Annotated in this window: 19 protein-coding genes and 7 pseudogenes; 12 read left to right on the top strand and 14 right to left on the bottom strand. The window is 65.4% G+C overall.

The genetic code is table 11. The features are described from left to right. Positions 1 to 23 precede the first annotated feature (23 nt). Complete coding sequence (locus CBI38_RS36035) at positions 24 to 365, bottom strand: metal-sensitive transcriptional regulator (RefSeq protein WP_109336362.1); 342 nt, start codon at positions 363 to 365, stop codon at positions 24 to 26. A gap of 240 nt (positions 366 to 605) precedes the next feature. On the opposite strand from CBI38_RS36035, the pseudogene CBI38_RS36030 reads away from it, so the two are divergent. Next, positions 606 to 1,073 (top strand): annotated as a pseudogene (locus CBI38_RS36030) (HAD-IC family P-type ATPase); the annotation flags it as partial. Between the two features lie 43 nt (positions 1,074 to 1,116). On the opposite strand, the pseudogene CBI38_RS36025 reads toward CBI38_RS36030, so the two are convergent. The 3 genes and pseudogenes from CBI38_RS36025 to CBI38_RS36015 form a co-directional block, all read right to left on the bottom strand. Next, positions 1,117 to 2,370: pseudogene (locus CBI38_RS36025) on the bottom strand (heavy metal translocating P-type ATPase); the annotation flags it as partial. A gap of 28 nt (positions 2,371 to 2,398) precedes the next feature. After that, entirely contained in the window at positions 2,399 to 2,581 is a 183-nt protein-coding gene (locus CBI38_RS36020) for a hypothetical protein (RefSeq protein WP_109336200.1), read from the bottom strand. 31 nt (positions 2,582 to 2,612) lie between these two features. Further along, complete coding sequence (locus CBI38_RS36015) at positions 2,613 to 2,819, bottom strand: heavy-metal-associated domain-containing protein (RefSeq protein ID WP_109336199.1); 207 nt, start codon at positions 2,817 to 2,819, stop codon at positions 2,613 to 2,615. Between the two features lie 1,093 nt (positions 2,820 to 3,912). Here CBI38_RS36015 and CBI38_RS36005 point away from each other — a divergent pair. Together CBI38_RS36005 and nicT are read left to right on the top strand one after the other, a co-directional pair. Next, positions 3,913 to 5,988 carry a transglycosylase domain-containing protein gene (locus CBI38_RS36005; protein ID WP_109336197.1) on the top strand — a complete coding sequence of 692 codons (2,076 nt, stop codon included), beginning with the start codon at positions 3,913 to 3,915 and terminating at the stop codon, positions 5,986 to 5,988. Between the two features lie 201 nt (positions 5,989 to 6,189). Further along, on the top strand, positions 6,190 to 7,317 hold the full coding sequence (gene nicT / locus CBI38_RS36000; RefSeq protein ID WP_418328376.1) for a Nickel transporter NicT: 1,128 nt from the start codon (positions 6,190 to 6,192) through the stop codon (positions 7,315 to 7,317). A 103-nt stretch (positions 7,318 to 7,420) separates the two neighbouring features. Here nicT and CBI38_RS35995 read toward each other — a convergent pair whose 3' ends face one another. Further along, the gene (locus tag CBI38_RS35995) at positions 7,421 to 7,840 is read right to left on the bottom strand and encodes a helix-turn-helix domain-containing protein (RefSeq protein WP_109336196.1); all 420 of its coding nucleotides are present in this window, start codon (positions 7,838 to 7,840) and stop codon (positions 7,421 to 7,423) included. A 28-nt stretch (positions 7,841 to 7,868) separates the two neighbouring features. On the opposite strand from CBI38_RS35995, the gene CBI38_RS35990 reads away from it, so the two are divergent. After that, positions 7,869 to 8,639: a methyltransferase domain-containing protein gene (locus CBI38_RS35990; RefSeq protein ID WP_109336195.1), complete on the top strand. Its 771-nt coding sequence runs from the start codon at positions 7,869 to 7,871 to the stop codon at positions 8,637 to 8,639. Positions 8,640 to 8,814: 175 nt separating this feature from the next. On the opposite strand, the gene CBI38_RS35985 is transcribed toward CBI38_RS35990, so the two are convergent. The 4 genes from CBI38_RS35985 to CBI38_RS35965 all read right to left on the bottom strand — a co-directional run bounded on the left by CBI38_RS35985 (position 8,815) and on the right by CBI38_RS35965 (position 12,978). Then, positions 8,815 to 9,744, bottom strand: a complete 930-nt coding sequence (locus tag CBI38_RS35985) for a metal ABC transporter solute-binding protein, Zn/Mn family (protein WP_109336194.1) — start codon at positions 9,742 to 9,744, stop codon at positions 8,815 to 8,817. 587 nt (positions 9,745 to 10,331) lie between these two features. Then, the gene (locus tag CBI38_RS35975; protein WP_109336360.1) at positions 10,332 to 11,483 is read right to left on the bottom strand and encodes an MFS transporter; all 1,152 of its coding nucleotides are present in this window, start codon (positions 11,481 to 11,483) and stop codon (positions 10,332 to 10,334) included. Positions 11,484 to 11,497: 14 nt separating this feature from the next. Further along, entirely contained in the window at positions 11,498 to 12,094 is a 597-nt protein-coding gene (locus tag CBI38_RS35970; RefSeq protein ID WP_109336193.1) for a Chromate resistance protein ChrB, read from the bottom strand. Positions 12,095 to 12,399: 305 nt separating this feature from the next. Next, positions 12,400 to 12,978: a TetR/AcrR family transcriptional regulator gene (locus tag CBI38_RS35965; protein WP_109336359.1), complete on the bottom strand. Its 579-nt coding sequence runs from the start codon at positions 12,976 to 12,978 to the stop codon at positions 12,400 to 12,402. Positions 12,979 to 13,080: 102 nt separating this feature from the next. Here CBI38_RS35965 and CBI38_RS35960 point away from each other — a divergent pair, with 102 nt between their 5' ends. From CBI38_RS35960 to CBI38_RS35950, 3 genes are all read left to right on the top strand, one after another. Beyond that, a complete protein-coding gene (locus tag CBI38_RS35960; RefSeq protein WP_109336192.1) occupies positions 13,081 to 13,536 on the top strand; it encodes a DinB family protein in 456 nt (151 codons plus the stop codon). A 104-nt stretch (positions 13,537 to 13,640) separates the two neighbouring features. Next, entirely contained in the window at positions 13,641 to 13,991 is a 351-nt protein-coding gene (locus CBI38_RS35955; protein ID WP_109336191.1) for a hypothetical protein, read from the top strand. Continuing rightward, entirely contained in the window at positions 13,988 to 14,878 is an 891-nt protein-coding gene (locus tag CBI38_RS35950) for an alpha/beta fold hydrolase (protein ID WP_109336190.1), read from the top strand. Before CBI38_RS35955 ends, CBI38_RS35950 begins: the two co-directional genes overlap by 4 nt. Before the next feature lie 52 nt (positions 14,879 to 14,930). On the opposite strand, the pseudogene CBI38_RS35945 reads toward CBI38_RS35950, so the two are convergent. Continuing rightward, positions 14,931 to 15,236: pseudogene (locus CBI38_RS35945) on the bottom strand (M23 family metallopeptidase); the annotation flags it as partial. A 211-nt stretch (positions 15,237 to 15,447) separates the two neighbouring features. Here CBI38_RS35945 and CBI38_RS35940 point away from each other — a divergent pair. Further along, positions 15,448 to 16,080 (top strand): class I SAM-dependent methyltransferase, encoded by a 633-nt coding sequence (locus tag CBI38_RS35940; protein WP_109336189.1) that lies wholly within the window; start codon positions 15,448 to 15,450, stop codon positions 16,078 to 16,080. An 85-nt stretch (positions 16,081 to 16,165) separates the two neighbouring features. On the opposite strand, the pseudogene CBI38_RS35935 reads toward CBI38_RS35940, so the two are convergent. Then, positions 16,166 to 16,786 (bottom strand): annotated as a pseudogene (locus CBI38_RS35935) (radical SAM protein); the annotation flags it as partial. Between the two features lie 2 nt (positions 16,787 to 16,788). Beyond that, positions 16,789 to 17,436 (bottom strand): annotated as a pseudogene (locus tag CBI38_RS35930) (transposase); the annotation flags it as partial. Positions 17,437 to 17,673: 237 nt separating this feature from the next. Here CBI38_RS35930 and CBI38_RS35925 point away from each other — a divergent pair. Beyond that, positions 17,674 to 17,916, top strand: a pseudogene (locus CBI38_RS35925) (IS110 family transposase); the annotation flags it as partial. Between the two features lie 133 nt (positions 17,917 to 18,049). Here the strand turns inward: CBI38_RS35925 and CBI38_RS35920 are convergent. Further along, a complete protein-coding gene (locus CBI38_RS35920; protein WP_109336187.1) occupies positions 18,050 to 18,856 on the bottom strand; it encodes a VOC family protein in 807 nt (268 codons plus the stop codon). 450 nt (positions 18,857 to 19,306) lie between these two features. On the opposite strand from CBI38_RS35920, the pseudogene CBI38_RS35915 reads away from it, so the two are divergent. The 3 genes and pseudogenes from CBI38_RS35915 to CBI38_RS38205 form a co-directional block, all read left to right on the top strand. Then, a pseudogene (locus CBI38_RS35915) lies at positions 19,307 to 19,582 on the top strand (MFS transporter); the annotation flags it as partial. A gap of 68 nt (positions 19,583 to 19,650) precedes the next feature. Further along, entirely contained in the window at positions 19,651 to 19,878 is a 228-nt protein-coding gene (locus CBI38_RS35910) for an ArsR/SmtB family transcription factor (protein ID WP_109336186.1), read from the top strand. 3 nt (positions 19,879 to 19,881) lie between these two features. Continuing rightward, complete coding sequence (locus CBI38_RS38205) at positions 19,882 to 20,058, top strand: hypothetical protein (RefSeq protein WP_162603408.1); 177 nt, start codon at positions 19,882 to 19,884, stop codon at positions 20,056 to 20,058. A gap of 278 nt (positions 20,059 to 20,336) precedes the next feature. On the opposite strand, the gene CBI38_RS35905 is transcribed toward CBI38_RS38205, so the two are convergent. Beyond that, positions 20,337 to 20,624, bottom strand: coding sequence for a hypothetical protein (locus CBI38_RS35905; RefSeq protein ID WP_109336185.1), 288 nt, complete (start codon positions 20,622 to 20,624; stop codon positions 20,337 to 20,339). Positions 20,625 to 20,812 lie beyond the last annotated feature (188 nt).

Raw genomic sequence — 20,812 nt, 5'->3', positions numbered from 1 at the left:
GAGCCGGGCTGTGTAGCGGGTTTTCAGGAGCGGACGAGCCGGGCGATCGCGTCGGTGGCCTCTTTGATCTTCGCGTCGGCTTCGGGACCGCCGGCAACGGCGGCGTCGACGACGCAATGACTGATGTGGTCTTCGAGCAGTCCCATGGCCACGGCCTGCAAGGCCTTGGTCATCGCGGAGACCTGGGTGAGGATGTCGATGCAGTACTTGTCTTCCTCGACCATCCGCTGCAGTCCGCGGGCCTGGCCTTCGATGCGCTTGAGGCGCTTGAGGTAGGCGTCTTTTTCGGTGATGTAGCCGTGCGCGGCATGGTCATGGCGGTCGGTCTCGGCAGGTGCCTGGGTGGCCGCGGGAGTGGTGGCCATGGTGTCCTCCTGGAATCCGAGTGTCATGCCGAGCACCCCCGATTATGCCCGCCCGGGGTATCCGGGGCGGGGTGTGGGCCCTCGGACCGGCGGCCGATCGCCGATGCGGCGCACATCACCGCGCACCGGACCGCCGCCCGGGTCCCGGGATGCCGGGCTATGCGCACCAAGGTCGTTGTCACCGTTGCCATGGTCTTGTCCTTTCGGGACCGGATTCGGGTTGATCGGCGCGGGGTGGGAGGCGACAACACCGCCGCCGCCCGCGCGATCGCCGACCAGGTCGGTATCGACGAGGTGATCGCCGAAGTGCTGCCCGCCGACAAGGTGGACGTCGTCAAACGGCTGCAGGATCAGGGCAAGGTCGTCGCGATGGTCGGCGACGGTGTCAACGACGCAGCCGCCCTGGCGCAGGCCGACCTCGGTCTGGCGATGGGCACCGGCACCGACGTCGCGATCGAGGCCAGTGACCTGACGCTGGTGCGCGGGGACCTCCGCGCCGCCGCGGATGCGATCCGGTTGGCCCGCAGGACGTTGGGCACCATCAAGGGCAACCTGTTCTGGGCCTTCGCCTACAACGTCGCCGCGCTCCCCCTGGCCGCGGCCGGGCTGCTCAACCCGATGCTCGCCGGTGCGGTGATGGCGTTCTCGTCGGTGTTCGTGGTCAGCAACAGCCTGCGACTGCGCCGATTCCGGTCCCTCACCGGATAACCGCAGGCAACGCATCCAGGAGGCGCGGGGTGGGGCGTGCACGCCCCTTGATCAGGATGCCGAGCTGGGCGCCGCGGCCGGTGCCGACCATCAGTGCGGTCGGGGTGGCCAGGCCGAGGGCGCAGGGGCAGGCGATGATCAGCACGGCGACGGCGGCGGTGAACGCGGCCGCGAGGCCGCCGCCGGTGCCGATCCAGAAACCCAGCGTGGCGACGGACAGGGCGATGACGATCGGGACGAAGATCCCGGAGATCTTGTCGGCCAACCGTTGCGCCTGCGCCTTACCGGTCTGGGCGTCTTCGACGAGTTTCGCCATCTGCGCGAGCTGGGTGTCGGACCCGATGCGGGTGGCGCGCACGGTGATCCGGCCGCCGACGTTGACGGTGGCGCCCACGACTTGGTCGTCGGGTCCGACCTCGACGGGCACGGATTCGCCGGTCAGCATCGACGCATCCACCGCGGAAGAGCCGTCGGTGACGACACCGTCGGTGGCGATCTTCTCCCCGGGGCGGACGACGAACTCGTCACCGACGGCCAGTTGATCGACCGGGATGCGCTGCTCGACACCGCCGCGCAGCACCGAGACCTCTTTGGCGCCGAGTTCGAGCAGGGCCCGCAGGGCGGCACCGGCGCGCCGCTTGGAGCGGGCCTCGAAGTAGCGGCCGGCGAGGATGAATGTGGTGACCCCGGCGGCGGCCTCGAGGTAGATGTTGCCGGCCCCGTCGGAGCGGGAGATGGTCAGCTCGAACGGGTGGGTCATGCCGGGCATTCCGGCGGTGCCCCAGAACAGTGCATACAGCGACCAGCCGAGGGCGGCGAGGGTGCCCATCGAGATGAGGGTGTCCATCGTGGAGGTGCCGTGCCGCAGGTTGGTGAAGGCGGCCTTGTGGAACGGCCACGCCCCCCACACCACCACCGGGGCGGCGAGGGTGAGCGAGAGCCACTGCCAGTGGGTGAACTGCAGCGCCGGAACCATGGCCATCGCGATCACCGGCACGCTGAGCACCAAGGACACGAGCAGGCGTTGACGCAGTGCGGCCGCGGTATCGGCGGCGGGCGGCGCCGGGACCTTGGCGGTGTAACCGGCCTGCTCGACGGTGGCCACGAGATCCTCGGTCGACACAGCACCGACGTAGTTGACGCGGGCCTTCTCGGTGGCGTAGTTCACCGTGGCGGTGACGCCGTCGAGTTTGTTGAGCTTCTTCTCGATCCGGTTCGCGCACGAGGCGCAGGTCATGCCACCAATTTCGAGCTCGACCTGGCCGTCGGCGGTCGGGTGCTGGGTGACGGGATTCATCGTTCCTCCTCTCCGGTGGTGGTGTTCGTCAGTGTCCGTGCCCGGTGGGCATCGGCTGGGGCGCGGTGCCAGATTCGGATCCGACGTTGTTGGTTTGGGTGGCTGTCGGTGCACTGCCCGTGGGGCCGACGAGCGCTCCGCCACCGAGCGTGACGGCGAAGACTGCGACGAGGCCGACGATGAATCCGAGGAACTTGTGGGATGCCTTCATGGGGGATGAACTCCCTGTAGGAGGTGGCCGACTACTCGGCCAGCTGGTAGCCGGCTTCTTCGACGGCATTCTGGATGGCGCTTCGCTCGAGGGGTTCGTGGCTGTTGATGGTGACCCGCCCGCTGGTGAGGTCGACGTCTACGGCTGTGACGCCGTCGATATTGCCGATCTGTTCGCGGACCGAGGAGACGCAGTGGCCGCAGGTCATCCCGGTGACGGTGACGGTGGAGGTGCTCATGGAATTCCTTCTTCGCTTTGGCGATGTGAGGTCTCTGTGACCCGCGTAAAGATTTACCATACCCCCCTATGGTAATCAAACCAAGTGGATCGGCGCACGTGTCCCTCATAGACAACCACCTTGATGAGTCTGAGTTGATGAAAGTGACCACTCGCTACGACTACACCCCCGAGGCCACCTGCTGTTCATGACTGCTTACGCAGGCCGTATCGGCTTTCGTCCTGCCGTGTCGCAGTGCGGCACAGGCGTGAAGTACGGGGGAGAGGTTCGATGATATGGGCCGGAAGACCCGGCAGCCACCCGATGGGCGGTGTTACCTTGGGGAAGTGAGTGGTGTTCGCGCGTCCTTGCCGTGGCGTCATCTGATGCTCGGCATCACGGTTCTGGCTGCAATTGCAGGAATGCTGCTGACCCAGCAGGTGGGACATTCCGCCGCCCCGTCGGCCGCGGATGCGCATATCGCGATCCCGGTCCTCATTCACGACACGGCAACCGCTGACATAAGTGAAGTCGCCGACCGGTCGTCAACCTCCGACGAGAAACACCAGCACCTGCCGGCGGGTGCCCTCCCTCTCCAGGTGTGCCTAGCGGTGCTCGCCGGGACGCTGGGTTTGTTGCTGAACTGCGGTGCAAAGAGGTCGTCGTCGCGCCGTGACGGCAATAGTCGGCCGCGGTTCCGAACCCGGACTGGGACCGGGATATCGACATCGCTGAGGCCTCTGATGCCCGTATTGTGCAGCACGTGTGTGTTGAGGATGTGACAGGCCGACACTGACCCGGTCGCAACGTCGCCCTCGGCGTGAATCCAGGTCCTCCAGGGTGTGAGCTCACATCAGGAGAACTTGCGTGCTTCTGCCTCGATCCTGATCCAGCTGTACCCAAGAAAGAGAACGCACTGCACCCGAGCAGCAGCGCGGGCCATGTGCGGCGATGTCCGGGTACGAGCGTTACCACTCGAGTCTGCTGCCCTATCTCGGGCAAGTAGGCACATCGCCCATCCGAACAGGCGCTTGAACCGTCCAACTGCCCACCTGCACTTGGTATCTGCCAGGGCCACTTCAAGTGAGGTTGTAACGTGTCGATTTCCAACACTGTGCTGAAACTTGCAGGATGCTCACTCTTCGGGGGTATTCTACTCGCCGGGGTGATGTTCCCCCTGGCTGGCGGATTCGGCTACCTATCCAACCGTGCGACGGACACTGTCGACAACACGGCTGCCGAACTTGTCGAGGGCGTCGTGCCTGCCGTGACGACGATGACCGATGTTGCGGGCAACCCGATTGCATGGTTGTACGAACAGCGACGGTTCGAGGTCCCCAGCGACCAGATTTCGAACGAGATGAAGCTGGCAATCGTCTCGATCGAAGACAAACGGTTCGCCGAGCACCAGGGCGTGGACTGGCAGGGCACGATGCGAGCATTCCTCACGAACACCACCAGCGGGCAAGTCGAACAAGGCGCCTCAACGATCAACCAGCAGTACGTGAAGAACTATTTGCTGCACGTAGTAGCCAAGACGGATGCCGAACGCCGCGCCGCGATTGAAACCACACCGGGCCGTAAGGTCCGTGAGATCCGGATGGCACTGTCGCTCGACAAGCAGCTGACGAAGGACGAGATTCTCACCCGCTATCTGAACCTGGTGCCATTCGGCAACGGCGCCTTCGGCATTCAGGACGCAGCACGTACCTACTTCGACATCGACGCGAAGGACCTGAACTTGGCTCAATCGGCGATGCTCGCCGGAATGGTGCAATCCAGCTCGGCGCTCAACCCATACACCAACCCTGAGGGAGTCCTCGCACGCAGAAACGTCGTGCTCGACACGTTGATCACGAACATCCCGGAGCGCGCCGACGAGATCCGAGCAACGAAGCAGACCCCGCTCACAATTCTCCCGGAGCCAAACGCTTTGCCCCGCGGATGTATCGCTGCCGGTGACCGCGGATTCTTCTGCGACTACGCCCTCCGATACCTCGAGAACGCCGGCCTACCCAAAGAACAGCTCGACAAGGGCGGCTACCTGATCAAGACAACCTTGGACCCGACAGTGCAGAACTCGGTGAAGTCGTCGGTCGTTTCCTACGCCGACCCCAAACTGAAGGACGTTGCGAGCGTAATGAATGTCGTCCAGCCAGGACAGGATCAGCACCGCATTCTCGCAATGGCAAGCAGCCGCAACTACGGCCTCGACGTCGATGCCGCTGAGACCGTACAGCCTCAGCCTTACTCCCTCGCCGGTCACGGCGCCGGATCGATCTTCAAGATCTTCACCACCGCCGCCGCCATGGAAAAGGGACTCGGCATCAACACCATTCTCGACGTACCCGCCCGGTACAACGCCAGAGGAATGGGCGACGGCGGGGCCCCCGGCTGCCCTCCCGCCACGTACTGCGTACAGAACGCGGCCCCCTACCCGGCATCCCTATCGGTGACAGATGCGCTTGCACAATCACCGAACACCGCCTTCGTCAAACTCATCGAGGCAACCGGCGTCACCCCAACCGTCGACATGGCGGTGCGTCTGGGGATGCGCTCGTACACCCAGCCGAGCACCTCAGGATTCGGCGACCCGAGCATGGCCGACATGCAAAAAGACCAGAACCTGGGTTCCTTTACGCTGGGACCGAACTGGATCAACCCGCTCGAGCTATCCAACGTGGCCGCCACGCTGGCATCGCACGGCAGGTGGTGCCCACCGACTCCGATCGACTCGATCGTCGACCGGCAGGGAAATCCTGTGCCCATCACGCAACAGGCATGCGAACAGGTCGTGGAGCCGGGCCTCGCGGACACCCTTGCCAATGCGCTGAGCAAGGACGACAAACCTGGCGGAACCGCGGCTGCCGCCGCGAACAGCGCGGGCTGGACGTTGCCCGTGTCGGGGAAGACGGGAACCACCGAGTCGAATATGTCTTCCGGCTTCGTCGGCTTCACCAACAACCTAGCAGGCAGCGTCTACGTCTTCGGCGACTCACCGACTCCCCGCGAGATCTGCACCAGTCCACTGCGCTCGTGCGCAGACGGCAACCTGTTCGGCGGCACCGAACCAGCGCGAACCTGGTTCAAGGCAATGATGCCGATCGCGAACAACTTCGGGCCCACGCGACTACCACCGATCGACCCGAAATACGTCAGCGGATTCCCGGCGATTCCCGCACCGCGGTAGGTGGTCGAGCCATGACGTCGAAGGTGGGCAGCTGTGCGCTGACAAATGTTCGATTCTTGGTTCGATTTGTTCGCGTCGGGGTCACCTGCGCAGGTTCTGTTCGCGAGGTGTTTTTGTGCCAATACCTGTATATCTGAACAGGTGAGCAGGTATACGATCGATTCGGCGTGATTTCCGGTGTTCGAGCATTGCGAGGCCACCATGTCGGAGACAGCCCGGCCGGCCCGGATGATACCGATCAGGATGTGGCGTCAGCTCGATCACGGACAGCGCCGCAGCACCCTCGGGATGGCGCTCACCGTTGCCGTGCTCAACCTGATCGGCTGGGGAGTGCTGATGGTGTTCGTGGTCCCCGGCCACTACACGGTCCAGGGCAGCGTCTTCGGAATCGGGTTGGGCGTCACCGCCTACACACTCGGGATGCGCCACGCATTCGACGCGGATCACATTGCGGCCATCGACAACACCACCCGAAAACTCCTCGCCGACGGCAAAAAGCCGCTGTCCGTCGGCTTTTGGTTCTCTCTCGGGCACTCGAGCGTCGTGTTCGTCCTGGTTGCCCTGCTGTCACTGGGTATCCGGCAACTCGCCACCAGCCTGTCGAATGACCACTCCGATCTGCAACGGTGGACGGGCCTGTTCGGCACCACCGTTTCAGGAATGTTCTTGCTGCTCATCGGCCTGCTCAATCTGGTTTCCCTGATAGGCATCTACCGCGTCCTCCAACAATGCAAACGCGGCTCCTTCAACGAGGCACAGCTCGAAAGCAAACTCGACAACCGCGGCGGTCTGAACAAAGTCTTGGGGCCGGTCGTGAAGATGGTGCGCAAGCCCTGGCACATGTATCCCGTGGGCGCGCTGTTCGGGTTGGGTTTCGACACCGTCACCGAGGTCGGACTGCTGGTTATTGCCGGCGGAGCCGCAGCCACCTCGCTGCCCTGGTACGCGGTCCTCGTTTTGCCCGTCCTTTTCTGTGCGGGCATGTCACTGTTCGACTCCGTCGACGGCTGGTTCATGAATTTCGCCTATGGCTGGGCCTTCGCCCGACCCGCCCGCAAGATCTACTACAACCTCGTGGTCACAGGATTATCGGTGGCCATCGCGTTGCTGATCGGGGCGCAGGAAATCCTCTCGATTTTCACCGACAAACTCGACATCACTGATGGGATCCTGGGAACGATCGGCAACCTCGACCTGGGCGCGATGGGCTTCATCATCGTGGCACTGTTCGTCCTCACCTGGCTCGTCTCCATCCTGGTGTGGACGTTCGGCGGCGTCCGGGACCGCTGGGAATCTGAGTTGATCGCATCGACTCCGCCCGTCGAATAGCGTCACGGTCGCCTGCCCCGCCTGACTCACGCCCCACCACAGCGGGCTCGACGATGCACGAATCACGTCGCCGGTCGGCCAGCGAACCGGCACGCTCACGCCGTTACCACGGCGCGAGCGCGCCGATCCGGGCTTCGATCGCGGCGTGAAAGTGCGGACAGGACGCGATGTCGTCGTGATCGCAGTCGAGCCCACAGTCGATCAGGGCGAGCGAGGCCTGCGCCTGGGCGATCCGCACCGCCAGCGCATTGCGGTGTCGCCCGAGAATGGCTGTGCGCCGGACCGGGTCGTCGGTGTCGAACATCTCCCGGATGTCGTCGAGACCGAAACCGGCCTCCTTCGCGCGCAGGATCATCGCCACCGCGTACACATCCGGCTTCTCGTATCGGCGGCGCGAGCCACCTTCTCTCGATGGATGCAGCAATCCCACCGATTCCCAGTGGCGCAGTACGTGCGTGGCGATCCCGAACCGCTCGGCGACCTCACCGATGCTCCAGGAGCGGCTGCCCTCGCTTGACTTCATGTCAACATGAAGTCGCATCCTGGCTGTCATGTCAACCACCAACACTGCCACCGATACCGAGGCCCTCGTCGCCCTGCTCGACGTCATCGACAATTACCCCGGTGCCGCGGCATTACGGGCACGATCGATCGAACTACTGGCCGCCCCACCTGGAGCGGTGATTGTCGACGTGGGCTGCGGCGCCGGCCGCGCCGTCGCCGAGCTGGCCGAGCAGGGATGGGATGCGTTGGGGATCGATCTGGATGAGCAGATGATCACCATCGCCGGCCGGCGGTGGCCACGGGGCCGGTTCGAGCAAGCCGACGCGGCCTCACTTCCGCTCGCGGACCACTCGGTGCACGGATACCGGGCCGAGAAGGTCTTTCACGACATCGCCGATCCCACCGCGGCGCTGACCGAGGCGCACCGGGTGCTGGCCCCGGGAGGACGGATCGTCCTGATCGGCCAGGACTGGGACGGGTTCTTCATCGACTCCGACCATCCCGCACTCACGCGAACTATCGTCCATGCACGCGCCGACACCGTCGCGGCGCCGCGGGCGGCTCGCCGCTACCGCAACCTCCTGCTCGACACCGGCTTCGGAGATCCCCGGGTCGAAGTCCACACCGGTGTGTTCACCGACCAGACGCTGCTGCCGATGCTCACCGACATCGCCCACGCTGCGGCTGCCGCCGGGGCGATCACGGCTACGCAAGCCGAGGACTGGATCAGTGACCAGACTCGCCGAGCCCGCCGTGATCGCGGCTTCGTGGCGATCCCCCTCTTCGTGGCCCACGCCGACCGACGCGGACAGTGTTGAGGTGCTGGAGCGCTTCCTGCTGAACCCTGACACGGCTTCACGTTCGCCGCCCGCCAGGACCACTTCGAGTTCGACGGCCCGAAACGCATTGGTGGGGGCGATGAAGAGAACCCTGCGCGACATCATGGCCGCAGAGCTGGCCTTGGCGGCTCGAACAAACTGGGCTGCATCAGATTTATTGCAGCGCCGCGGCCAACGCTTTCGCGGTGTTGGTCTGCCACTGAATGTAGTCGAGTCCCTCGGGCAGCGTTTCGTTCACCTCTACGACAGGGATCCCGGCCGCCTCGGCCGTCGCCCGCACGTCCCGCGTGACGTCATCGTCGGTCTGCACGTTGTAGACCAGTGCCCGAACCTGTTTGTCGGTGAAAAGTTGGCGGGTGGCTGCGATGTCGGCGGCTGCAGGGTCGTTGCCGTTCTCGACGGCGCTGGTGAACCCTTCCGGAGTGACGTCCCTCACGGAGGACTCTTCCAGAAGGTAGTGGGCGATCGGTTCGGTTTGCGCGACGGGCGCACCCCCTTGCGTGGCGGCAATGCCGTCCGTCACGGCCGTGATCTGCTTGAGCCGACCGGAGAAGGTGTCGGCGTTCGCCTGGTACGTGGCGGCGTTGCCTGGATCGAGTTCGCCCAACTCGTCTGCGATGGCCTGCGCCGTGGCATCGACGGTGCCGACGTCGTACCAGACGTGCTCGTTTGCCTCACCCTGATCACGCACCTGCGACTGGCTTTCGAGGAGGCCGAAGGCGTTGACGGTACGTTGATCGCTGTTTCCGCCATTGCTGCTGAGGACATCCTCGACGAACGGGTCGTAGCCCCCGCCGTTGTAGACGACGAGGGATGCATCGGAGACCTTCGCCGCGTCGGACGGGGTGGTCTCGAACGAGTGCGGGTCCGATGACGGCTCCGTGATGATCGAGGTGACCTCGACCTTGTCACCGGCGACCGACTGAGCAACGCTGCCCCACACATTGGTGGATGCGACAACTGTCAACGGGCCAGCAGCCGTGTCGGTCGCATTATCGGAACCACATGCGGTGAGGGTCAGCACCGCCGTGAGGGATAAACCCACGGCCGCGGCGGGGAGTCGGAATGTTCGGGACACACGCAAGGAAACTCCTTATATCAGGCGTCAACATGAAACACGCATTGAGAATCATTACCATTAGAACCTCCCCGTGAGTAGGGTCTGGACGTGGGACTTTGTAGGCGTACACCGTCGCGGGCAGCGATCCCCCTCCATTTGCCGCTCGACGGCCGGTCTGCGTCCCGGTCCACAAGACCTCCTGGCCGGACTTACCGGTGACGAACTTCAGGAACTGCTGGGCCGCGTTCTGCTTCGTGCTCGACTTCAGGACCGCTACCCGAGGCCCTGGCGAACGCTCCCGGATCCTCGTTTTGAAATAGTGCAGGGCGACGTGGGCTGATCGCCGAACCAGTAGTAGTGGTGTAGATCACGCCGGGATCTCACCGGCATTCATGACCTTCATGACCGTGCTGTTGCCCTGCCGCTGCCGGTGCGCACTTCGACCTCGATCTCCGTCTCGGCCCCGCGAAGGCGTCGGCCCACTCCTGAGTGAGCGACTCGTGCTGGGCGTTGTACACCGTGATCTGGTTGGCGTCGGTTGAGCCGTCGCGGCCCGCACACCACTGATCCTTGCCTGAAGTGCGGGCGCGAAGAGGGGACGGTCGGAAGACTCAGTCGAGGACGGGGTCGACTTTTCGGCCTCCGCTGCGGCGCGTCAACACCACCGGGGATGCTGCGATCAGCACGGCTAGGACCGCATAGCCGACGGCGAGAGTGGCGGCCGCGGCTGCGCCGGCGACCAGCAAGGGCCCGCCCGCGTCGCCGAGTTCGCGGCCGAGTTCGGCAGCGCCCATCGTCTGCCCCATGCGCTCCTCGGGTGTCGATGTGGCCAGGGCCGCGAAGGCCAGCGGTGTGATCAGCCCAGTGCCAATCCCGATTCCGATTCCGGCCAGCAGCACCCCGGCCGGGCCCGGGAGCATCGCGCAACCCAGACCGGCGCCGGTGATGAAAAGGCCGGCGGTGATACCCGTGCCTGTCGAGACGCGGCCCGCATCCAACGCCCGTCCGGCGCGCGGCTGCACCAAGGCCGCGCACGCCGCGAGAACCGAAACCGCGGCTCCGGTCACGACCGGGCCGAGACCGGCGTCCGCCCCGGAAACCGGAAGGAAACCCACACCCACAGATAGGGCGGCAGTTGCCGCGGCCAGAGCTGCGGTCGGCCGCAGGAACGCCCCCTCCGACAGGCGTCGGGCCAAATCCACGACGGTCTGCCGGGCCCGCGGCAGTGGCGGAACCGACGGGACCACACACCCCACCCATACAGCGACCGCGCACGCCAGGACCGCCATGAGCGCGAACAACAGTGGCAGCCCTCCCAGCCAGACGACGGCACCACCGAGTAGTGGGCCCAGCGTGTAACCGATGCTCTTATAGAACCCGTAACTTCCGAACGCCTTGCCCTGCTTCGATTTCGGGTTCATCCGTGCGACCAGCGCGCTAGCGGCAGGCGAAAACGCGGACGCCCCCGCGCCCTGCCCGAGACGGGCCAGCCACAGCCAGCCCAGATCATCGACCACCACGAATGCGGCGGAAGCGAGCGCGAACGCTACCAGCCCACCGATCAACACCGGACGAGCGCCCACCCGGTCCGCGATGGAACCGAAGACCGGTTTGAGCACCACCTCCGCGCCGTCATACAGGGCCAGCAACAATCCCAGATACAGAAGAGAACTGCGCAGATCTCCGGTTTCAGCCCCCAGATTCGCGGCAATACCGTGCGCACCGAACGCCGTAGTGAAACCCGCCGCATATAGCGGCCACATCCGCCACGGCGACATCACTGTGGGAACACCGGCGGGGACAGTAGGCCGTCCGCCGACTCTTCGGGTGTGTGCAGCGCGGCGAAGACCCGCTCGGTGTAGTCCTCGAAACGCTCTGTGCAGTACAGCAATCGCTGCGTGGCCTCGGTAGCATTCGGCGTGCCGAACACGTCGCGGGCCTTCAGATCCCGATGCCACCGGCGCAGGCGCTCAAGGCTCTGCTCTTCCTCCTCGAGCTCGGCCAGCGTGAACTTGGCGGTGCGGATCTCCTTGTCCAGCTCCGCCTCGTACTTGCCGCAGTCGGCTATGAGCTCGGACCAGTCGTCCTGCCGGGCGGCGGTGAACATTGCCTGGAAGCGGGCGGCGTCGGCGGGGCTGGAGCCCACGGCCTGCAAGGAAATCGCCTCTCCGTCTGACTTTTCGGTTAGCTCCAGCGCTCGATGGACGCCAGTCGCAAAAACCGGCAGGTCCGGCACGGCCCACACGCCCTGCCCCAGTGACAGCGCTCCGATTCGGCGTAACTCCCGCCATACCGCCACTCGGTGCCGGGATGGCTCCGATGGCAGCTTCAGTAGCAACACGATCCAGCGCGCCAGCGACGCATCATCAGTCACACGTAGAAATGTAGCAGGCGTTACACATCAGGAAACGGCTGCGTCAGACAACGATGTACGCCTCTGAAGACTCGAACGAATCGGGGATTGGCAAAGACAGGCGCCCCGGCAACTGCCACGGCAGCAGACCGAGGGCTGGATAGCGATCAGATTCGTTGGCCAGCACACAATTGGCGGCTTTGTGGCTATACCCGATTGCCTAAAGTCGACCGCCGATGACGGCGAAGCAGTCCACATAACCCCTGCCGGGCGGTCATCATCAGCAGGTGGGCCGGACATTTCCGGCCCTTGCGGTTGTGCTCGTGTCAGCGCCCGAGGCGCAACCCATCCAAGGTGACCTGAACGAGCCGCTGGACAGCGGCTAGGGAAGGGAGACCGGCGGCTGCGGTGAGCGCGTGAAGACAGTACCTCGCAAGCTCATCGGAGGCGATATCGTCTCTGATCTCGCCGTGCCGCGCTCCCTCGGTGAGCAAGTCGCTGATGAATTCGGTGAGCTGCTGCTGCGCCCGCACCACGTGCTCGCCTCGATGCAGGAGCGCCGCGAGTTCGGTGTCGCGGTGTCCGTGGGATTCGTGGGTGATGAGGGCGAACGCCTCGAGGACAGCTTCGAGCCGCTGGTCGGCGGCCCAGGCCCGGTCTCGGGCTTCGACGAGATAGCCGAGGTGGGCCGTGATCTGGCGCTCGTGCCAGGCGAAGAGCAGCGTCTCGACGTCGGGGAAGTACTTGTACAGCGTCGCCCGGCCGATACCGGTCTTTTCGGCGATCTGCGACATCGTGACCGACAGCAGCCCGCGCTCGGTGACCAGCGCCGCGGTGGCATCTAGGATCGCATCGCGCACCTCACGGCGGTGCGACTCGATCGTCTCGTTCCACAGCCTCGGCATCAGCCGATGATACATTTCGCCCGATATAGAGACAGCATGGCTACTGTCATAGACACAATGTCTTATAAACTCCGTGTTATGAGCGAACGAGGCATTGAACTGATGACGACGGCGAGCCGGCAGCTCGACGAGATGGCCGACGTGGTCGCCAGTCTGAGCGGGCCGGATCTGCGCAAGCCGTGTCCCGACGACAGTGCCGGAGACACCATCGGCGCGCTCGCTGTACACATGGCCGAGGGCTATCACTTCCTCGGCCGGTTCCTGCAGGGCGCCGGGTATGGCCCGGGCAGACGGCCGCCGGGAAATGGTCATGGGCACGCCCATGGCCACGAGCGTGCCCAGCCGCCCGCCGCTGCGTCGGAGGTTCTGGATCGGGTGAGCGCAGGCAAGGCCCCGATCGGCCTGCTGGCCGACCTGACCGATGAGCAGCTCGCCAGTGTGCCGGGGACAGGGAGTAGCCGGTTCTCGGACGGCCGCCGGACATTGGAGCAGGTGATCGAGGCAGTCATCGCCCACCAGGCGACCCACCTGAACATGCTGAGACGGGCAGTCTCATGACGAATCCGCCGTTCGTCGCGTCATCTGCGGGGCAGGACGGCGAATCGAGTTCACCGCGTCGACCACGACCCGTCGATGATCACGCCGCGACGAAGGACACGCCCATGACCGACCCGCACCCCGACCCCGACTCACATGATGACCCCGGCGTCGGGGACGGGCACGGATCCACGACGCGCGGCCGCCCGCGGGTGATCGTGTTCGGGATCATCCTCGTCAAACTCGGCATCATCGCCCTCATCCTGCTCCTGCCCGGCTGGCTGGGAATCTCACTCGCTGTCGGCCACGGCGCCGTCCTGGTGGTAATACTCGTGGCCGCGGCGGTGACCCTGTCGGTGCCCGGGCTGCGCGGCCGGTTACTGGGCCCGACCCGGTCGCGGCGGCCGCCTCACGCGCACGGAATCGGCCCCGCGTTGCGGTCGGCCATAGTGCCCCGGAACAAGCGCCACAAATGAGTACCCTCGACGTTCCCGGCGCCCGGCTCTACTACGAGACCCACGGCAGCGGGCCCCTCCTTCTGATGATCCCTGGAGCGGGCGGCAACGCCGACGGATTCAGAATAGTGACCGACCACCTGACAGCGCAGTACACCGTGCTCATCTACGACCGCCGCGGCTTCTCCCGGAGTCGGCTCGACGGGCCACAGGACTACGGTCGACGCCTCGCGACCGACGCCGATGATGTCCGGCGCTTGATCGAGTGGGTCAGCGTCGAACCCGCGATCGTCCTCGGCGCCAGCTCAGGAGCGATTGTGGCCCTCGAACTCCTCACCCGCCACCCGACTGTGGTGGACGCGCTCGTTCCCTTCGAACCGCCGGCCGTGCGGCAACTGCCCGAGGGACAGAAGTGGGTGGACTTCTTCTCCCGCCTGTACGACCTCTACCGCACATCCGACATCGAGCCGGCACTCGTGGAATTTCGCGAACAGACCTTCGCGGAGTCCGACCGGCTGGCGATGGCCCGCGCCCCCAAGAACCCGGCCAACGCGACCTACTGGTTCGATCACGAGCTGCGCCAGTATCCCGCCGTCGACCTCGACCTGGACGTGCTTGCGGCGCACGCCGATCGGATCGTCCCGGCGGTCGGGCGGGAATCGCGTGGATATCCGTGCTACGAGGTGAACATGGAACTGGGAAGGAAAGTCGGTCGGGACGTGATCGAACTACCCGGTGGGCACATCGGTTTCGTCACCCACCCCGAAGAATTCGCACACGAGCTGGTGCGGGCTCTCACACGGCAAGGGGCACCCATCACCTTGACGCCCCGCGGCGACACGCCGCTCCCCGTCAGCCCTTCGTCGGACCCATGCAGCAGGAAGCCACGCGCGGCGGCGAACGGGTAGCGGACGGAGTGCGGCCCGTGCCTCGCGCCGGGACGGAGCAGTAAGCCTTCCGTCAGTCGATCCCGATGATCGACGCTCCTCGTTTGGTGAGCCATTTGAGGGGGTCAGTCTTGTCCCCGTCGGGGGTTTCCACTTCGAAGTGCAGGTGCGCCCCGGTCGAGTTGCCCCTGTTCCCGATGGTTGCGATCTTCTGACCGGCTTTCACACGCTGGCCGACCTCGACGAGGTTGTCGTTGTTGTGGCCGTAGGTGATGATGGTCCCGTCGTCGTGCCGAATCCGCACCCACAGCCCGTACCCCTGGTCTGGTCCGGCATTGATAACCTCCCCGTCGGCGACGGCGACGATCGGCGCGCCCAACGCCGGCGGCGGTGCGACCGGTGTCGCCGACAAGGTGTAGCCGAACCGGAAAGCGCGTCGCTGTGCACCAGGTTTCACCTGACGGTACAGAAATTTCTTTATTCAGGTCTCGAAGAAATCGACCGCCGCGAAGCTCTCGTCCAGCCGGCGGGTGTCGTCCTATGTAGTGTTGAGGGGGTCAGACCACACGGAGGTCCGGTTGGAGGTTGGGATGCGTCAACCCGGGAACGCCAAGGTGGAGAAGGTCTTCGACGCGATGGCGCGGCACTACGACACGCAGATGGGATTCTTCGAACGGTTCGTGCTCGGACCGGCGCGGGGCTGGGCGGTCGCGCAGGCCCGCGGCCGGGTACTCGAGATCGCGGTCGGGACCGGACTCAACCTGCCCTTGTACGGGCCGCAGGTCGAGAGTGTGATCGGTGTCGATTTGTCCGAGGGGATGCTCGACGTCGCACGCCGGCGGATCGCCGACTACCGACTCGACCGGGTCGAGGTTCGCCGCGGTGATGCTCAGGCACTGGACGTGCCGGACGCGTCCGTCGATACGGTGATCTCGACCTTCACGTATTGCGCGATCCCCGACCCGCTGAAGGCGAGCGAGGAAGCGCTACGGGTGTTGGTCCCGGGCGGGCAGATGGTGTTGGCCGAGCACGGGCCGGCGACCAACCGGCTCGGTCTCACCCTGATGCGTGCGGTCGAACCGCTGTCCGTGCGCTTCGGCACCGACCACCTCACCCGCGATCCGAGACCCTACCTCGACCGTGCCGGGTTCGTCATCGACACGGTCCACCGAAGTGGTATGGGAAGCATCGGATTTCGCATCCTCGCGCACAAGCCGGCCTGAGCTGTAACCGGGCGCTGGCCCGAGGCCGGGGCGCTCCGGATGCATGAATCCATGCGACAGCGGGTAGGTGTGTGCCAGGTTGGTGCTAGGCGCAGGGGAAGAGTGCAGCGGCGGTGGCGGCGACCGCCCATTGCCGGGTGAACCGTTCGTAGATCTCGTCGAGTGCGGGGCGGAGCGGCTCGATCCGGCGGGTGACGAGCGCGCGGTCGTTGGTGGCGGCAACGGGATGCCAGTAGACGCCGTCGGCGGTGACGGTGACCTCGGGGACGAGTGATTCGGGGGTGAGGACCAGCCCTTTGACCGCGGCGCCCTGGCGGGCGATCGGCCTGATCAGCTGGTCGCGGCGTTCGATGCCGAGCTGGTCGCGGAAGTCGTGCAGCGCGGTGATCGTTCCCGGACCCGGCGAGGCGATGGTGGCTGCGATCCGCACCCGGAAACCCCGCTGCCGGGCCAGCCGGATGCCGGCGACCGCTTTTGCCCAGCTGCCTGCGCCGCGGTGCGAATCGTGCAGGCCGGGTGTGGCGGAGTCGAGACAGATCTGCAAGGCCAGACCCTCCCGGGGCAGCGATTCCAGTGCCCGCAGCCCTCGGCCCTTGAACACCATCGCGTTGGTCAGCACCGTCGTCGGCAACACGTCCATGCAGGTGCGCACGATCGTGTCGATGTCGGGGAGCGGAATGGGTTCACCCCCGGTCAGGTAGATCTCGCCGCCTGGCGACGCGGCCGGCGCATGGTGCGACCGGTCCGCAGCAGGGGTTTCTTCCCGCGGATCAAGCCGCCGTGGGCGGGCCGGTAGACCGCCTGGTAGATGGTTTCGGGTGCGAGATGCATGTCGGTGAGGTGCGGAAAGCGGCGCAGTCTGCACACGATCTGCTCGGGACTCCACCCCTTGTCGAGATGCCGTTGAATGCGTCGCCGCAGCGTGGGGTACTTGATCAGCTTGGCAGTCTTGGGTCGTGGGCGGCGTGCGCCGGCACGTTGCTGGGCCGCATAGGGCCGGTACTGCCCGTCCGTGGGATCACTGTTGCGGCGGATCTCCCGGCTGATCGTCGAGGGGCTCCGATTCAACTCGCTGGCGATCGATCGGATCGAGGCGCCTTCCCGGAACCGGTCGGCGATACGGATGCGTTCGGTAGTGCCCAGGTACCGGCCCGACTCGGTGTTCAGGGCGGATGTTGTCACCGGCGGAGCTCCCGGGTGGCCGCCGGACGGTTGGTGTCCGTTGCGCCACCGCTTGCCGGTGCGGTAGTTGATCCCGACGATTCGGCAGGCCTCTTGACTAAAATAGGCGCGCCGTTCCCGATGCAGGGTCTCGCCACGCGAGGGACCCCGTTGCTTGCGTATCTCGAATTCCATCGCCACCCTGAACTGTCGGGTGTTGCGACGACCGATAGAACCCAAGCACCATTGCACGGGGCACGAGAGCGCGAGCGTCGAACGACCACATCAGCCAGGGTGCAGCTCAGACGCGTCCGTTCGGATGTCATTAGGGACACGGCCAACCGAGATTGGGTAGGTCTCGTTGTAACGGGGTGCCGGGCGTCGATGCCGGATCGGCGACCGGTCGACCGAGACACAAGGGACGACCCCTGAATGGACTCGAACTACTGCGGCATCGACGTCGGCAAAGGCGAGCACCACGCCGTCGGACTGACCGCCGCCGGAAAGAAGATCTACGACAAGGCCCTGCCGAACGACGAAGCGAAGCTGCGGGCGGTGTTCGACCGCCTGGCCAGCCACGGATCGGTGCTGGTGGTCGTCGACCAACCCAATACGATCGGCGCCCTACCGGTCACCGTGGCCCGCGTAGGCGGCCACGACGTCGGCTACCTCCCCGCCGCGATCGGCCACCAGTTCGGTCGGGTGAGCAACCTCTGAAGACGAGCGAATGAGGCTCCCGGGCACCGGCCAGGACGGTGCCTGGGTCCCGGTGTCGCCGCCGCGGGACACCGGTCGACGAAGTCCCGCCTCACCCTTGTTGGCCGGGAAACTGGCCGACGGTGCGGGTGGGGTCGATGACACCGAAGGCCTCGCCCTGCGGTCCCTGGACGATCCCCATCCGGCCCGCGGGGCTGTCGTCCGGTCCGGCGACGACGGTGGCGCCGAGTTCGGTGGCCCTGGTCAGGACCGCGTCGGTGTCGTCGGCCTGGAACCACGTCAGCCAGTGCGGCGGATTCTCGCCCGGCATCTTCGTGTCGTCGTTGATGCCGCCGATGCCCTTGCCGCCGGGCAATGCGAATGTCGAATAGGAGAAGTTCTCGCCGTCGCCGATCTCGGTGTAGGACCAGCCGAAGACCTTCGCGTAGAAGTCCTTGCCGCGCTCGTACTCACGGGTGTGCAGCTCGTTCCAGCAGTACGCGCCGTGCTCGTTGAAGATGCCGGCACCGGTGTGGGCTTTCGCCTCCCAGACCCCGAACGCGGCCCCGGTGGGATCGGCGGCGACGACCATGCGGCCGACGTCCATGACGTCGAACGGCGGCATGAACGTTTGCCCGCCGGCCTCGGTCACCGTGCCGGCGATGTCGTCCGCGCTGTCCGCGGCGAAATACGTTGTCCACGCCGAGGGAACGGCCATCCCTTCCGGCTTGGGGCCGATCCCGGCGGCCGGTTTGCCGCTCTTCATCGCCATCAGATAGCCGCCGGCCTCCTCCGGACTGTCCTGGATGTCCCAGCCGAAGAGTTCGGAATAGAACTCGCGGGCCTTGGCGGTGTCGTCGACCTGACAGTCGACCCAGCAGGGGGTTCCCTGCGGCCAGGCGTCGTCACGTGTGGGCATGTCCGATCCTCCCGTGATCGTGTGTGGGTGTGCGGCCGGCCGCTGACACGGCCCGCACCACCAGCCAACCATCTCGGAGCCGCACCGAGACCGAATCGCACGAATTCGGGCTGAACTCCGCGACGCACACCATCCTGAATTCACCGATCGGTCGGTGAGGTGGCATGCCCGGGGGATCGGCTGGGAACGGATGACGTGTCCGTGGGTCGCGGCGGTGGATCGTCTCTCTGTGAGTGTTGTTCTCGTGTAGGGATATAGCGCCCTGGCCAATGGTGGAGGAAGCACGAGCAAGTTCCGCGATCGGTCCGGTCGTAACCTGATATCACCAGCTCGTTTCATTGTCGGTCGGACCGGAGAACAGTTCCCCAATCCATGGCCGACTCACCGGGTGGCCCGCGGGAGCCGGAAGCGTCCCTGGTGTCACCGGGGGATAGTAACCCTACCGAGACCATGGTCTACCCCACCCTGCTCGCCACCATCGGCGACGTCGCCCACCCCGCCTGGCGGGCCCGCGCGGTCGGCGTCTACCGGCTCTGGCGCGACGGCGGCTTCGCCGTCGGCGCCCTCCTCGCCGGCATCACCGCCGACCTCTGGGGGCTACGCGCGGCCATCGGGATCGTCGCCGCCATCACCGCGATCTCCGGCATCATCGTCGCGGTACGCATGTACGAAACCCACACCCACGCGCCTCGGACCGACCAGTCCGACGCAGGAATTCAAAGGTAGCGACCACCCACATCGGAAAGTATCGACACACAGTTGACTGCCGCTTTCGTTCGGGCAGACTTACCGATATGTCCGCTACTGCTGCCGTCGTCCTCGACGCGTTGGGTGATGCAACCCGGCGGGCGATCTTGGAGAAGCTTGCCGGCAGGCTGTTGGAGGTAGGGGTATTGGCGGATCAGTTACCGATCTCCCCGCCGGCAGTTTCGCAGCAGTTGCGGGTGCTTGAGGACACCGAGTTGGTCGTTGAGTCGGTCTCCGGCACCCGGCGGTGTATTGCCTCGATCGTGCGGGGTTGATGGTTGTGCGGAGATCGTTTCGGGGAGAAGGCGAGGGCGGAGGCGAGGGCGGAGGAAACCGCCGAGATCTGCTGCCGCGAGCACTCGGTCGCCGACATCGAGTGGCTCGCCCGCACCGGCGCCGTGCCCACTGCTCGTGATCGGATCATCGCCTTCGCCCGCACCACGTACATCTACTGAATGAAAGCCGAACACTGCAGGAAGCACTGTTTGACACCTGATGCCCCGACTCTGTTTGGTCGGGGCATCACGATCTTGGAGTCGTTGCGCAACGCGGCGGGATCGGAGCCGCGCTGGTTCCCGTACGTTCTGGGAATGCCTGCGGGCGGCTGTGTGTGGCGTTACCGGACGTGGATTACGTCAGGCAGATGCGGCGAGGGAATCGCTCGTTGAGCTGCGTTCGACTCGGCGGAAACCGCGCCGGTCTGTCGCAGACAGGCGCAGCGGTGGTGGTCAGCTTATTGGCCCGCCGTCAGGTAGTTGTGTACGTCGAAGAACGTGACTTGCGGCTCCGGTAGTCCGAACTCCGCAGTGAACGGGCGGATCTGTTCTTCGGAGAACTTCTCGAATTCGTCTCTGCCGAGCCACAAGTCGCTGACGCGGATGCCGTCGTCGGTCTCGGCGACCCAGTGACTCAACGCGCCGGGCGGGCCTTGGCCTTCTGGAGTGAGGCCCATCTTGGCAATCACATTGTCGTACTGCTCGAGGGTTCCCCCGGGAAAATCGAGAACGACCGCAACGGCCATTGTGCACCTCCGAGTTGGGATGTGATTGCCCGGCCCAACCGGAACGGACCGGCGCGGATAAAACGCTAGTCCCGTGCATCGCGGACAACAAGGGTGCGATCGGCCTCTTGCGGACGCGCGCAAAGTATCTCCACCCCGGAAGAGTCGGCGGCGCTGGTGGGGTGGAGAATGTCGTGCTGCGCCAACTG

Source organism: Rhodococcus oxybenzonivorans (assembly GCF_003130705.1).
Classification (GTDB): Bacteria; Actinomycetota; Actinomycetes; order Mycobacteriales; family Mycobacteriaceae; genus Rhodococcus_F; species Rhodococcus_F oxybenzonivorans.
This window is presented reverse-complemented; position numbering and strand designations above follow the sequence as displayed.

Bases quoted from the DNA above. Each gene is read 5' to 3' on its own strand.
- CBI38_RS36035 (WP_109336362.1), bottom strand. From the start codon at position 365: ATGGCCACCACTCCCGCGGCCACCCAGGCACCTGCCGAGACCGACCGC.
- CBI38_RS36020 (WP_109336200.1), bottom strand. From the start codon at position 2,581: ATGAAGGCATCCCACAAGTTCCTCGGATTCATCGTCGGCCTCGTCGCA.
- CBI38_RS36015 (WP_109336199.1), bottom strand. From the start codon at position 2,819: ATGAGCACCTCCACCGTCACCGTCACCGGGATGACCTGCGGCCACTGC.
- nicT (WP_418328376.1), top strand. From the start codon at position 6,190: ATGTCGGAGACAGCCCGGCCGGCCCGGATGATACCGATCAGGATGTGG.
- CBI38_RS35995 (WP_109336196.1), bottom strand. From the start codon at position 7,840: ATGAAGTCAAGCGAGGGCAGCCGCTCCTGGAGCATCGGTGAGGTCGCC.
- CBI38_RS35990 (WP_109336195.1), top strand. From the start codon at position 7,869: ATGTCAACCACCAACACTGCCACCGATACCGAGGCCCTCGTCGCCCTG.
- CBI38_RS35975 (WP_109336360.1), bottom strand. From the start codon at position 11,483: ATGTGGCCGCTATATGCGGCGGGTTTCACTACGGCGTTCGGTGCGCAC.
- CBI38_RS35965 (WP_109336359.1), bottom strand. From the start codon at position 12,978: ATGCCGAGGCTGTGGAACGAGACGATCGAGTCGCACCGCCGTGAGGTG.
- CBI38_RS35960 (WP_109336192.1), top strand. From the start codon at position 13,081: ATGACGACGGCGAGCCGGCAGCTCGACGAGATGGCCGACGTGGTCGCC.
- CBI38_RS35955 (WP_109336191.1), top strand. From the start codon at position 13,641: ATGACCGACCCGCACCCCGACCCCGACTCACATGATGACCCCGGCGTC.
- CBI38_RS35950 (WP_109336190.1), top strand. From the start codon at position 13,988: ATGAGTACCCTCGACGTTCCCGGCGCCCGGCTCTACTACGAGACCCAC.
- CBI38_RS35940 (WP_109336189.1), top strand. From the start codon at position 15,448: ATGCGTCAACCCGGGAACGCCAAGGTGGAGAAGGTCTTCGACGCGATG.
- CBI38_RS35920 (WP_109336187.1), bottom strand. From the start codon at position 18,856: ATGCCCACACGTGACGACGCCTGGCCGCAGGGAACCCCCTGCTGGGTC.
- CBI38_RS35910 (WP_109336186.1), top strand. From the start codon at position 19,651: ATGTCCGCTACTGCTGCCGTCGTCCTCGACGCGTTGGGTGATGCAACC.
- CBI38_RS35905 (WP_109336185.1), bottom strand. From the start codon at position 20,624: ATGGCCGTTGCGGTCGTTCTCGATTTTCCCGGGGGAACCCTCGAGCAG.